The following is a 13,178-nucleotide window of genomic DNA, read 5'->3' on the forward strand; positions in this document are numbered from 1 at the left end:
ATTTAGGTTTTTTGATTATTGGGAAAATTATGATTATAATAAATGTAAAATATAGTCATTCGATACGGGAGGTTATGAAAATGAAGATAGGTTCATTAATTAAGTACTATCGTACAAAGCTAGGAATGACACAGAATTCAGTGGCAATGGGGATTTGCTCGATTCCTCATTTAAGTAAAATTGAGAATAATAATAAAGAAGCAAATAGCGAGACAATACGTCTACTGCTAGAACGATTAAATATTAGTATTCATGATGTAGAGAATAACGAACAAAATATTATTTGCCTATTAAATGATTTACAAAAACATATAAATTACCTAGAGAATGAGAAAGTAAAAGAGACAATGAGCAGATTAAAAGAATATGAAGAAATAATAGGTTTTACAGAATCTATTTATTTATATGAACTTTATAAGTTACGTTATTATGTGTTTGTTAAAGAGCATAAATTAGCAGACAATCAATTAAGATGGCTAAATGCCCACCGACAAAATTTTTCCCAACATGAAAGGTATTTACATTCATATTATTATGCATTAGTTTTAATTACAAAAGGTAAATATGAGGAAGCAGCTAAAGAACTAACTCAAATACTTCAAATACATCCAGAACTAGGGTCACTAGAAGGAGAGTTTTACTATCATTTCGCTTTAATAAAAGGGCGGTTAGAAGAACCAAGCCAAGCAATTATTTATGGGAAAAAAGCTCTTCAATTCTATAAGGACCAATTTAATTTTAAAAGAATTATTTATACATTAATGTCTCTGGCACTCAATTACTCTCGAGGAAAAGTGTTTCACGAAGCAATCGAAATCTATGAACATTTAGTGAGAAATGTGGAGCTATTACAGCAACAGCAGCTATTACCTGCTATATATCACAATTTGGGGGATTTGTACCAAATGAGATGGGAATATGAAAATGCATTAATTTACTTTGAAAAAAGCGCTTCTTTAATGTCAAAGAACTGTGATCATTATCTGCTTTGCTTATATAATTTAGGTGTTACACAATTTCGCTTAGGACAAACGGAAAAAAGTATAAAAACCTTTACTATTCTAAAGGAAGAAGCAAAAAATAAGAAAAAAATAAGTTTTAATTTATTTGCTACTTTTTATTTATATTTGCTAGGAGAAGAAAAAAAGAAAGCAATGGATTTTTTAGAAGGGAGGTTAATTCCATTTACAGCAGATAATGAAGAATTAAAAGAAATGCACCAACAATTTTCTAATTTATTGGGAGAGTATTATCGACAAGAAAAGCAGTTCGAGAAAGCTATGCAATTTATTGAAATTTAAAGGAGAGTGTGAATATGAAGAAAAATGTTGGATTATCAATTTTAATACTGAGTGCTGCAGTAATAATTATATCTGTTCCAATTCATCCACCGGTTTTATAAAAGGCCAGAGTGGTAGAAGGTAGTGGCTCTATCTTATGATTGAGGAACAGTGTTTTTCAAAACTCGAAATGTGAGGCACTTCGCAACTGAAAAATTGCCCATAAGATACACGTAGCAGCATGTACTTTGGTAGGCTTTATATTGAGCCTCAGCGGGCATAATTCTCGCATTAAAGAGATTAAACGCCAATTGCCTTAGGGCAAGGACAGTACTGGTAGGTCTCCTATATGTATGGATTGCCTTTGGTTGATGAAGAAGGAGTCAAGTAGGTGTTAAGAAACCTGATAGCTGATTTTGACCTGACACTCGCACTTTCAGGGAAGCGTTCTGTAAATGAAAAACCATGAGTTGTTGAAAAGAGCGGAGAAGTAACATGAAGGACAATGTAAGATATCAATTGATGAACATGAAATCAACAGATGAAGTACATGCATTGCTCAATAACTTTCAATCAAATAATGTTGATTGACGATGGTATAGAATGATGTAGCCTCAAAAAGTTTAGAGCTTATCAAGCAGTAAATTGGCAGAAATGAATGCGGTATTGAACCCACTAGCACCACCACACTCTACGTATGTAGAGTGTGGGTAATGTATTTAATTGTTACTTTTCCGTTACTGGGTAATTAATTTCTGCTAAAAGTGCGCCTGCAAAGAGCTAACACTTTGTTACCGCAATTCAATGAAAAAGGATAAATTCTCGTTAAAGATGTTACAAACAGAATTTGAAAAAAACTTTGATATACCGAACTATCTTCATATACTGTTAAAGAGAAGATAATACCTTTCACCTCACGGCGGCAAGATGTAATTAGTGAAAAAACTTATCTTGAGGCATATCACTTTTAAAGAAAAGTATGTACTTTTGAGATTTACATTGCCAAATTACTTTACACCAATTTTACACACGTCAGATAGAATACCTTGAAATATAAGGCTTTTTAATGCATTCTCTGTCTCGACCACCTGTATCCTATACTAGCAACAGAGAATGCTACATAGTTAAGGCTTCACACTTAATTGTGTGGAGTCTTTTTTGTTTTCCTTGCTACTACAATATCACTTCCACCATGTAGCACAGTACTTCAAACATAATTATGTGAAATTATGTGCTGCACAAACGTTTAAGGGGAGCAATTGATATAGTAGTGACAATATATATTCCTTTCTTTTATATGTTAAAATGGAAATAATAGGATTGGTATGGAGAGAGTTATAAATCTTTTTTTGAAGGGGTTGCTCATAATTAAAACGATTTATATTTATCCGAAATTAGCAATGGGTTTTAGGGGATTTGCCACTGGTTTAGATAGAGAAGGATTCTTCTTGAAGAAAAGGTCAACGAGATTAAAAAAAAGCATAGAAAATTCATTGAAAGAGAATCATTTGAGTTCTTTTAACGTAGAAGTTACTCATGGATTTGAATCTCCAGAGGAATTATTAGAAAACGATGGCATTTTGGTTTTAATTTCTCCATACTTAAAAAGTTTACTGGGTCATATTGATTTTTCGAAAAGTGGATACTATCTTTTATCAGAGGCGGAATATAATTCTGAAAATATCAGCAACATCATAAAGTATATAAAAACACTATAAACGTATAAAACGGATAAGATTAAAAGAAAACTATTGAAATGCTAAAGTTATTTAGGTAAACGATTGGAACTGTTTTTTTATTACAATATTTGTTCTAACTTTTTAACTAGGTGGTGATCAGGTTGAAGCCGATACATCTTACAGAAATACCTAAAGAAATAGTCGATTATGTTGGTGGAGTTACCCATATTTCTTTTCCAAGACAGGGGCATACATCAGATGTTGGAATCCTTTTTTCTGAAAGAGGCACTTTCTTTTTAAAGAGAACAAAAGGAAAGCAATATGGCTCATGGTTAAAGAAAGAAGCGACTGTTCTAAAATGTCTATCTAATTCTACATTACCTATCCCTCGTTTATATTGTTTTGTTGAACAACCTTTAGACAATCAGGCATGGGCATTGATGGAATATATAGAGGGTAGCACGATTAGACAGGCGTTAGAGAATGAAACCAAAGAGGAAAACAGGCATGCAATCATCTTTCATTATGGAAAGGTCCTTTCAGCCATTCATTCGATGCCATGCCCACTGGAAATAAAGGAGGGAGCAGTTGGGGTTTGGATCGATGATATGTTGGGTCAGGCAGAGTTTAATCTAAAAAATTTTGAGGTAGATGGTACGTCAGAGTTGTTAGATGACTTAAAAGGGAATAAACCTGAACCTATTCAGCAAACATTCATACACGGTGATTTTACAATCGATAATGTTCTCGTTCATAATCAGAAAATATCGGGTATTATTGATTGGAGTGGTGGAGCATTCGGTGACCCACGATACGATTTTGCGCTAGCTGTAAGACCTAAACCACAAGCCTTTGAAACTGAAAGAGACAGGCAGATATTTTATGAAGGGTATGGGAGAAAATTAATTAATCAAAACGAGTACAATTACTTTAAAAATGGATTATATGAGTTTTTTTAGATGAAGATATAAACCGTTCTGTAGGATAAATTACTTTCCTTCAGAGCGGTTTATTTGTTTTCCCCTACATTTTTAACGATTAGTTCATGCTCTGTTCATGTAACAATTTTAAGCTAAGGATAATCAAAGTAATGGAGGGGTTAAGGATGAATCTTGCCTGGAAAGAAATGAAGAAAAATAAAGTGCGGTTTTTAATCTTGGGCTCCATCATCTTCCTAGTTAGTTTTTTAACGTTTATTATTTCAGGTTTGGCGAATGGTTTGTCACAGGATAATGCAGCTTTAATAAAAGATTTACCTCAAGGACAATTTTACATGACGGAGGATGCAGATGGGACGTTTAATCTTTCGAGAATCTCTAGCGATCTACAACAGGAAGTCATGACTGAGGAGAAGGAGGCAGTTGCCTTTTCTATTCAAATGGGCTTTTTAAGTGATCAGGATGATAAACAGCAAAGTGTGGCCTTTGTCACGTCGACGGAATCAACACTATTTAGAAATGTACGACATGGTGAGGTGCTGTTAGACAGCTCGCTACAGGATAAAGGAATTAAGGTTGGAGATATATTAACGAACAATCAATATAGTGGCGAGTTTATAGTGAAAGGCTTTGTGGAGCAAAAGAAATATAGCCATGCCCCTGTTGCTTATATAAGTAAAGAGGCTTATCAGGAAATGTATCGGGTAAAGGATATGCAATTAATTTTCGTTCCCAAAAATACGGCTAAGGAATTTGAGGGACTGCAGTCTTATAGCAATAAAGAATTTCTGAATGCTATTCCGAGTTACAGTGCGGAACAGATGTCTTTAAATATGATAATTTGGTTTTTAGTTGTCATTAGTGGTATGTTATTTGCTATTTTCTTCTATATGATGAATGTACAAAAGATTGGACTATATGGCATTCTCAAGGCGATTGGATTAAAAACAAGTAGGTTATTTAACATGATCTGGACACAGATGGTGATTATTACTGCCTTTTCATTAGTATTATCAGTCAGCCTTAGTCAATTATTCAATATAGTTGCGCCAAAGGAGATGCCGTTTACGTTAAACCTAGGTACAACAATACAACTATCGTTAGTGTTCCTTGTCATTGGTTTTGTGGGAGCTACACTGTCAGGTCTACAAATTAAAAAAATCGAACCGTTACAAGCAATACACCAGGGGGAGGCTTAGTCATGACGTTATTTACGATTGATGAAGTAAGAAAAACGTTTAAAAATGGTGATGTCGAAGAGGAAATTTTAAAAGGCATTAATTTATCCTTAAAAGAAGGAGAAATTACCGCATTGGTAGGTGCATCTGGTTCAGGGAAAAGCACGTTATTAACTATAGCTGCTGGACTACAACCAGCAACAGATGGACAAATCCTTTTTGAGGGACATAATTTAACGGCTATGAACGAGGAACAGGTACGAGGGCTGCGTGCAAGTAAATTTGGCTTTGTCTTTCAGTTTGCACATCTAGTACCTTTTCTTACCGTTGAGGAGCAGCTGCTATTAATGTTGGACGTTGCTGGGTCGCCACTGAAGAAACATGAGAAAAAGCATGAAGTAAATCGTTTATTACAGTTAGTTGGGTTAGCTCATCGTCAACATGCTTATCCTTCTTCCTTGTCAGGTGGAGAAAAGCAACGTGTAGCGATTGCTCGTGCCATTATTCATCAACCAAAAGTATTGTTTGCAGATGAGCCAACAGCAAGTTTAGATTCACAGCGCTCTAAAGAAATTATGTTGTTATTAAGAACATTAACAAAAACTTTAAATATAACAACATTATTAGTGACGCATGACGAAGAAATGTTGGCTTATACAGATCGTATTATTAAAATGAGCGATGGTGTCGTGTTATAAAATAAGCAAGGCTCCCACTAATAGGGAGCCTTGTGTAACATTTAGGTTAAATATGTGTGACATGCAAATTTATAGGATTATTAGGAATGAAAATCCAATTAATTGTTGAATTATTTGTTATGCAAAAATAAAAAGGAGGGATATGTTTGGGAAGAGTAATTAGCTTGGAATTAAATAGTCAGTAACCTAAGAAAACGGCAGCTTTTATAGTAAGTTGTTTGGCCGGGAGGTAGCGGCCCCGAATTGAGATTAATGGCCAGTGACAACTGGGCAAGAAAGCGAAATTGGGGTTAATGGTGGCATTAGTGAAGGTCCAAGTGACTATCCACTTGGTACACGAATTCAAAATGCAACTGATGAAGTTATCGAATAGGCAACAAGGAACGGGGCTACTATTTTGCGTGAGAAAATGGAGTTTGATGACTTTTATCTTGCTTATTTGGTGGATCCTACTGGTCTAGGAATCGGATTAATTCAACATAAAAATAACGCATAAAGTCTCTTTAAGTAGAGTCTTTTTTCATTTTAAGCATAATTAAACGTCTTTATGGGTAAAGAATCGATGGAGGAGGGATAATGTGAGGAACATATTGAAATTAGTATGTTTGATCCTGATAACGATTGGCTTAATACCGAAGGAAGTGCAGGCAGCCAGTTTTAAAGATTTAACGGATAATACCTTGATGACAGAAATACATTATTTAGTGGAGCAGGATATTGTGAAGGGTTATTCGAATCAGTTATTCAAGCCGAATGCCTATGTTACGAAAGCACAAGTAGCTGTCATGCTCACACGTGCTTTAGGACTAAACACAATCAACATAGAAAACCCCCACTATCAAGATGTAACAACTGCTAATCAATATTACAAAGAAATAGCTGCTGTACAAAACAAAGGGATATTCGATGCAGCTCATACATTTAATCCAGACGCGCCGATTACTAGAGGAGAAATGGCTATTGTGCTAAATAGAGCCTTTCAATTAAAAGGCTCAGATCCTTATTATTTTACAGATGTGACGGAGCAGACACGTGGTTATAAAGAAATTTTAACACTGGCCCATAATCATTTAATAAGGGGCTATGAGGGTGGTGCATTTAAGCCTAATGACCCTGTTACACGTGCACACTTCTCAGCATTTTTGGCACGAGCATTGACTCTTTCTAAGCCCAATTTGCTAAAGGACCCGGCATTTGTTTATACGTATGCCCATTATTCTTTAAGCGACAATAAGCGTTATACTTTAAGCTATCAATATGAGCAACACGACGGTAAAAATGATGTATGGACAGTCAAAAATGTAAGTACAGGACAATCACTTGCTGATGAGCTTTTATATGGTCATGATCGTGCATATGGTCAAGCCATTGCAAGTGAAGCTAACACACATTATGATTTATATATGGAACTACCACTTAGAATAGGTGTTATTTTACATGAAGAAGATCCAGGGGTTACTGCAGGAGAAAGAGTAACTGTAAAATCAACTAATAGCACAGTACAAGCTGGTAAAGTGCAATATACGGGTGTAATAATAGTAGAGAAAAGGTCAAAATTTAGTGATGTGATAAAAACTTATTATTTCGTAGATGAAATTGGTTTAATCAAGGAGCTACACAATGATATAGTTGTGTTTGAATTACTCAATCGAACAATGAAATAATCAGAAAAGGAAAGCAAGCCACTGATGGACTCGCTTTCCTTTATTGTTGTATAGAAATATGAAAAAAGCGCTGTAATGCTTGCTGCCATTCCTTCTCGGTGTTTGTTGTATAGGTAGTTAAGGATGGTCCTTCGTAAATTCTAAATTCATTGTTCATCATCGTGTGACGACCACGAGCCGTTCGAATCATGGCGATTTTATTTTTTTGCTTGGAGAGTCGTGGGGCAAATTTTGCATCATTTGCATCATCATGAAAGCAATAGAGCAAGCGCCATTGCTGTTTGGTTTGCTCAAAAAGCATCCAACCATTTTCTTCATCATACTCTACTTTATATAATTCTCGACCTTCTCGGTGTTTATATCCGGCTATTAATGGTACTGGTTTACAAGGCGCTAAAGCACCAACGCCTACATCTGAAATATAGGATTGCTTCGCATCCTTTACTAGTAATAACTGATGCATGGGTATATCTTCAGGAGGCATATGTTCTTCAACATTGCGCCAAAACTGAGCATAGCGATTGGTAACTGAGAAGCCTAGCTCCCGTAAAAGCCAGCTAAATAAAATATTTAGTTCAAAGCAATTGCCACCACGTCGCTCAACAATAATCTTTTGAAATAAATTAGGAATAGAGAATGAGATACCGAGGTTCAAGGCAACATCTAAATTTTCATAGGGAATAGTCAATAGATGCTTTGTCTGTAGCTGTCCTAGTAGTTGGACAGTAGGCTCTAAAGTTCCTTGAAATTGAATCTGCTGTAAATATTGCTGAATCTGTGCATTCATAAAATCGCCTCACTTCCTTATTAATAACATAACCGAAACAGCAACAGAATACACGCATAATATTACGAGGGAAATGATAGAAAAATAGCTAAATAACTTGTAGAATTAATATATTAGCTACTATAAAGTGAAATTTTTTACAATATAGTTAATGAATAAGAATTTAAGGTAGGTATGATAAGGAAAATGAAATGGATAGAAGTCAATACATATGACGAAATGAGCGAAGTGGCCGCAAAGATTTTTTTAGAGCAAATACAGAAGAAGCCAAATAGTGTGCTAGGATTAGCAACTGGTGGTTCACCTGTAGGAATGTATAAAGAATTAGTAGCCCGACATCAAGCTGGTCAAGTATCATTTAAGGATGTACAAACTTTTAATTTGGACGAATATGTAGGTCTTAAGCGAACAAGTCCTGCAAGTTACTGGACTTTTATGCACAATAATTTATTTAATGATGTAAATATTAAACAAGAAAATATACATTTGCCAAATGGTGAGGCAGAGGATTTAGCTGCTGAATGCAAGGCATATGATGCAAGAATTGATGCGGTAGAAGGTATTGATTTACAGCTTCTTGGAATTGGCGTAAATGGTCATATAGGTTTTAATGAGCCAGGTACTCCGTTCGATTCTATGACAAATATTGTCGAATTAACGACATCAACAAGAACAGAAAATGCGATTTACTTTGATGACGAAGCCGAAGTCCCAACACATGCGATTACGATGGGCATTCAATCCATTATGAAGGCGAAGGAAATTGTCCTGATTGCCTTTGGTGAAAAGAAGCTGGCGGCCATTCAAAAATTGAAAAGTGGCCATATAACAGAAGATTTCCCTGCAAGTCAATTATTGAAACATCCTAACGTGACGATTATTTATGGCGGCACAAATTAACAATAAAAAGCAAAGTCTTCTTATGACTGAAGACTTTGCTTTCTTGTTTTTCCTGAAAACGGATGAGCAATGAATATACGCTCCCAAAAATTACTGCTACAATAACAATTAAATCACCCTTGTTGAAGGGTATGTCTAAATTTCTGAAGGTTGCAATTGCAGAATGTCGATCGTTTCTTCTTAAGTAGAAAATAACCGTATAGAATGATGGGAAGAAGATGCAATAATAGCTAAATGTCTTCGCACTAACTTAGAGACAGCATTAGAAAAATAAAGGAGGAATGAACGTGAAAAATACCGTACCACGTTTACAAAAGGGAGATGTAGTAGGTGTAGTTGCCCTATCGAGTCTAGTAGAATCTGAAAAGCTTGGGGACGCATTAGCTTTTTTAGATGAGTTGGGTCTTCGCTATATCGTAGGGGATACCATCCATGCCAAGCATGATTATTTAGCGGGAAGTGATGAAATCAGGTTAGCTGATTTTCATGAAATGGTTAAAAATCCTGAAGTGAAAGCGATTTTTTGTGTAAAGGGAGGTTATGGCGCTGCCCGAATAGCTGAAAAAATTGATTATACGCTATTAGAGGAAAATCCAAAAATTTTCTGGGGCTTTTCAGATATTACCTATTTGCATTGTGCCATCAATGAGTACGCTAATTTAGTAACATTCCACGGACCTATGCTAATGGCTGCTAATACAATGGATGAACTATCGAAGAAAATGTTTGTACAATTATTTTCCCCTATCGAAATACAATATACGGAATCAATTTCTCCTTTAATAACAATTGCTGGTGGGGTGGCACGCGGTGAATTAATAGGAGGAAATCTTTATCGTCTTGTCAGCACATTAGGTACTAAATTTGAGATACAGACAGAAGGTAAGATTTTATTGATAGAGGAGTTAGCTGAATCGATTCCTAACATTGATTCGATGCTACAGCAATTAAAGCAAGCTAGGAAATTTGAGCAGCTAGCAGGTGTTGTCATTGGCTCCTTTACACAAACAGAGTCGGATGATGCAGCACTAAATAATTTAATGAAAGAGTATTTTGGAGACTTAGGCATTCCTGTTGTGGCAGGTTTTAAAATAGGACATGAATTAACGAATATAGGCATTCCTCTTGGGGTAGATGCGTATTTAGATGCAGAGGGAAAAGTGTTGAAGATATTACCAGGAGTATATTAACTGTGGGGGATTGATGATATGGATATTGAGAAAAAGCTCTATGAAGCAGCTGTCCAATTAGTGGAGAAAAGATATCCCTCAGGATGGGGCGGAGCGGCCGCTTTATATTCTGAGGACGGGCATATTTTAACTAGTGTCGCACCAGAGGTCATCAATGCAGCAACTGAATTATGTATGGAAACGGGTGCTATTTTAGAGGCGCATAAATTGAATACAAAGGTGACACATTCGATTTGTGTTGCTAGAGAAAATGAAAAATCTAAATTCGTAGTCCTCACACCTTGTGGGGTCTGCCAAGAAAGACTCTTTTATTGGGGAGAGAATGTGAAGGCAGCAGTTACGAATTCAGACGGTTCACTAATATTTAAAACGTTAAAAGAGATACAACCATATCACTGGTATAAGGCCTATGAACAATAATGCAAAAAGACATTACAAAAATATGTAATGTCTTTTTGGTGTGATTTAATAAGGCTCGGCATTATGTCCTTTATCTATCGCATCTTGAGGGGCATGATCGCCACCAATATTGCCAAGTGGCTTTGAAGGAGAAGATTCCTTTCTAGCCTTATGCAACCCTTCTTTTAGCAAACGACCATATTCTTCATCTGCTTCTTCCGCTAGTGCAATCATTGCATTTTGTATATCCATATGACAGACCGATAAATCACGAATTAAATTGGCAAGCAGCTCATCGCGCTCCCATTGCTCAAAGTTACGGTAAGTTTCACCAGCTTGCTTTGTATTACTTTGACGATCAATGGATTCTCGAACAAGGTTTCCTTCAACATAAGGAGTATATTCCTTACCATCCTGAGCTGCTTCCTTTAAGCCATTTAACATGGACGGCTCATAATTAATATGTGGATTTTGACCAGGTGCTAAATCTCGTTTATACATCATTTGCCCACCACTTTGATTGGTTGCTACACGCTTTTTAGGCGCATTAATTGGCAATTGAAGATAGTTGGCTCCCACACGGTGACGCTGTGTATCTGAATAGGAGAATGTACGACCTTGTAGCATTTTATCATCGGAGAAATCTAAACCATCGACCAGTACGCCCGTACCGAAAGTAGCTTGTTCTACCTCTGCAAAATAGTCCTCAGGATTTTTGTTTAATACCATTTTACCGACTGAATACCATGGGAATTGATCGTTTGGCCAAAGCTTTGTGTCATCCAATGGATCAAAATCAAGCTCAGGATGTGGACCATCCTCCATAATTTGAACATGTAACTCCCATTCAGGAAATTCTTCACGTTCAATCGCATCATATAAATCCTGTGTGGCATGATTAAAGTTTTTCTGCTGAATTTCTTCTGCTTCTTTTTGTGTTAAATTTTTAATGCCCTGAAGTGGTTCCCAGTGATATTTGACTAGAACCCCTTTACCTTCGTGATTAACCCACTTATACGTATTGACGCCAGAGCCCTGCATCATACGATAGTTAGCGGGTATACCCCAAGGTGAATATACAAATGTTACCATGTGGAAAGATTCTGGTGAGCTAGCACAAAAATCAAAGAAACGTTCAACGTTTTGAATATTAGTAATAGGATCAGGTTTAAATGCATGAATCATGTCAGGGAATTTCATTGCATCACGGATAAAGAAGATTTTTAAATTATTGCCTACTAAATCCCAGTTGCCATCCTCTGTATAAAATTTTACCGCAAAGCCTCGTGGATCACGTAATGTTTCAGGCGAATGTCCACCATGTATAACCGTTGAAAAACGCACAAATACAGGTGTTTTTTTTTCTTTATCCTGAAAGACTTTTGCACGGGTATATTTAGAAATTGGTTCATCGCCTACTACACCGTATGTTTCAAAATAACCATGTGCACCAGCACCGCGAGCATGAACAACTCGTTCTGGGACTCGCTCCCTGTCAAAGTGACTTATCTTCTCTAGAAAATCATAATTTTCAAGTGTTGCAGGACCTCGATTACTAACCGTTCGTAAATTTTGATTGTTAGTAACGGGATGCCCCTGTCGATTTGTCAATGTTGTATCTTGCTCATGTGTTGAATCATTTTGCTGCGTCATAGTATGACCCCTTTCCAAGAGATACTTCCATTTTGTCCTTGAAAGCGGCAATCTAGACATAGGGAATTTTTACATATTTGCTGATAAAAAAGCTCTCCATACATAGATGTAGGAGAGCCTTGGATGGCGTTTTCAAATGGAATCAAGTTTTTTGAGTATGGCCTTTACCTATAGTTGGTCATTAGTCATCGGTCATACAGTAACAGGTAACTTGTTATTGGTTTTTATTTAATTAGCCGAATAGCTAAATTTGAAAACAGCACATCCAACTCGGTTTGGAGTCTCACCGCCCCGAGATTAGAAATAACGGGAATCATCAAAGTTAAGTTGTATGCTGTAATTTTTTGAATTAATAAGATTGGATAGTTTATGTGCCTGTTTTTCGAGCTTCATTGCGCGTTCTCTATAGTCATCTGGCTCATATAATGCAATCTCGTATAACATAGCACCATCACCATAGCCAAAGCGAACACTTTCCTTTTCCCTCATACTAAATTCTTTACATAGTTCAGCCTCAGCACGCAGCTGTGTAGCTAATTCGATAGCTTCCACTAGTGCTAGTTTCTGATCTTTAAAGTCTACTGTGTTTTGGATGTTTGCTTCATACACTAAACGATCTAGCGTACGCGTATCTACACGAACTTGTGCCAATTCGGCTTCAATAAGGGAGAGTGCACGGTTACTTGTTTTAGGAGCCTGTCCCTTTTCTACTGTCACAAAAGCACTACGATGTAATTCACTAATAAGCTCTTGCGTTTTCTTTCCTAAAATACTTTTTAGTTTAACAGCTTCTGCAAGATTGATCACGAAAA

General features: G+C 36.3%; 12 protein-coding genes. 9 read left to right on the plus strand and 3 right to left on the minus strand.

All coding sequences use genetic code 11. The features are described from left to right. Window positions 1-80 precede the first annotated feature (80 nt). From C9J29_RS19720 to C9J29_RS19750, 6 genes are all read left to right on the plus strand, one after another. Window positions 81-1,301, plus strand: coding sequence for a helix-turn-helix domain-containing protein (locus C9J29_RS19720; protein ID WP_237068882.1), 1,221 nt, complete (start codon window positions 81-83; stop codon window positions 1,299-1,301). 1,304 nt (window positions 1,302-2,605) lie between these two features. After that, complete coding sequence (locus C9J29_RS19725) at window positions 2,606-2,998, plus strand: hypothetical protein (RefSeq protein WP_008173440.1); 393 nt, start codon at window positions 2,606-2,608, stop codon at window positions 2,996-2,998. A 113-nt stretch (window positions 2,999-3,111) separates the two neighbouring features. Further along, a complete protein-coding gene (locus C9J29_RS19730) occupies window positions 3,112-3,918 on the plus strand; it encodes a phosphotransferase family protein (protein ID WP_237068883.1) in 807 nt (268 codons plus the stop codon). 146 nt (window positions 3,919-4,064) lie between these two features. After that, entirely contained in the window at window positions 4,065-5,096 is a 1,032-nt protein-coding gene (locus C9J29_RS19735; protein ID WP_107922669.1) for an ABC transporter permease, read from the plus strand. 2 nt (window positions 5,097-5,098) lie between these two features. Next, window positions 5,099-5,773 carry an ABC transporter ATP-binding protein gene (locus C9J29_RS19740; protein WP_089987053.1) on the plus strand — a complete coding sequence of 225 codons (675 nt, stop codon included), beginning with the start codon at window positions 5,099-5,101 and terminating at the stop codon, window positions 5,771-5,773. Window positions 5,774-6,351: 578 nt separating this feature from the next. Continuing rightward, window positions 6,352-7,437 (plus strand): S-layer homology domain-containing protein, encoded by a 1,086-nt coding sequence (locus C9J29_RS19750; protein WP_107922670.1) that lies wholly within the window; start codon window positions 6,352-6,354, stop codon window positions 7,435-7,437. Between the two features lie 40 nt (window positions 7,438-7,477). Here the strand turns inward: C9J29_RS19750 and C9J29_RS19755 are convergent, their stop codons facing one another. Further along, on the minus strand, window positions 7,478-8,224 hold the full coding sequence (locus tag C9J29_RS19755; protein ID WP_089987051.1) for an arylamine N-acetyltransferase family protein: 747 nt from the start codon (window positions 8,222-8,224) through the stop codon (window positions 7,478-7,480). A gap of 186 nt (window positions 8,225-8,410) precedes the next feature. On the opposite strand from C9J29_RS19755, the gene nagB reads away from it, so the two are divergent. From nagB to C9J29_RS19770, 3 genes are all read left to right on the plus strand, one after another. Then, window positions 8,411-9,124 carry a glucosamine-6-phosphate deaminase gene (gene nagB, locus C9J29_RS19760; RefSeq protein WP_008173430.1) on the plus strand — a complete coding sequence of 238 codons (714 nt, stop codon included), beginning with the start codon at window positions 8,411-8,413 and terminating at the stop codon, window positions 9,122-9,124. A 281-nt stretch (window positions 9,125-9,405) separates the two neighbouring features. Continuing rightward, on the plus strand, window positions 9,406-10,314 hold the full coding sequence (locus tag C9J29_RS19765) for a S66 peptidase family protein (RefSeq protein WP_008173429.1): 909 nt from the start codon (window positions 9,406-9,408) through the stop codon (window positions 10,312-10,314). A gap of 18 nt (window positions 10,315-10,332) precedes the next feature. After that, window positions 10,333-10,734: a cytidine deaminase gene (locus C9J29_RS19770; RefSeq protein WP_036127356.1), complete on the plus strand. Its 402-nt coding sequence runs from the start codon at window positions 10,333-10,335 to the stop codon at window positions 10,732-10,734. A 45-nt stretch (window positions 10,735-10,779) separates the two neighbouring features. Here C9J29_RS19770 and C9J29_RS19775 read toward each other — a convergent pair whose 3' ends face one another. Together C9J29_RS19775 and C9J29_RS19780 are read right to left on the minus strand one after the other, a co-directional pair. Further along, window positions 10,780-12,366, minus strand: a complete 1,587-nt coding sequence (locus C9J29_RS19775; RefSeq protein ID WP_090003247.1) for a catalase — start codon at window positions 12,364-12,366, stop codon at window positions 10,780-10,782. Window positions 12,367-12,663: 297 nt separating this feature from the next. After that, window positions 12,664-13,173 carry a hypothetical protein gene (locus tag C9J29_RS19780; RefSeq protein WP_008173424.1) on the minus strand — a complete coding sequence of 170 codons (510 nt, stop codon included), beginning with the start codon at window positions 13,171-13,173 and terminating at the stop codon, window positions 12,664-12,666. Window positions 13,174-13,178: the final 5 nt, after the last annotated feature.

Source organism: Lysinibacillus fusiformis (assembly GCF_003049525.1).
In the GTDB taxonomy this organism is placed as follows: Bacteria; Bacillota; Bacilli; order Bacillales_A; family Planococcaceae; genus Lysinibacillus; species Lysinibacillus fusiformis.

Excerpts from the sequence above, each read along its gene's own strand:
- C9J29_RS19720 (WP_237068882.1), top strand. The coding sequence starts at position 81 with ATGAAGATAGGTTCATTAATTAAGTACTATCGTACAAAGCTAGGAATG.
- C9J29_RS19725 (WP_008173440.1), top strand. The coding sequence starts at position 2,606 with ATGGAGAGAGTTATAAATCTTTTTTTGAAGGGGTTGCTCATAATTAAA.
- C9J29_RS19735 (WP_107922669.1), top strand. The coding sequence starts at position 4,065 with ATGAATCTTGCCTGGAAAGAAATGAAGAAAAATAAAGTGCGGTTTTTA.
- C9J29_RS19740 (WP_089987053.1), top strand. The coding sequence starts at position 5,099 with ATGACGTTATTTACGATTGATGAAGTAAGAAAAACGTTTAAAAATGGT.
- C9J29_RS19755 (WP_089987051.1), bottom strand. The coding sequence starts at position 8,224 with ATGAATGCACAGATTCAGCAATATTTACAGCAGATTCAATTTCAAGGA.
- nagB (WP_008173430.1), top strand. The coding sequence starts at position 8,411 with ATGAAATGGATAGAAGTCAATACATATGACGAAATGAGCGAAGTGGCC.
- C9J29_RS19765 (WP_008173429.1), top strand. The coding sequence starts at position 9,406 with ATGAACGTGAAAAATACCGTACCACGTTTACAAAAGGGAGATGTAGTA.
- C9J29_RS19770 (WP_036127356.1), top strand. The coding sequence starts at position 10,333 with ATGGATATTGAGAAAAAGCTCTATGAAGCAGCTGTCCAATTAGTGGAG.
- C9J29_RS19775 (WP_090003247.1), bottom strand. The coding sequence starts at position 12,366 with ATGACGCAGCAAAATGATTCAACACATGAGCAAGATACAACATTGACA.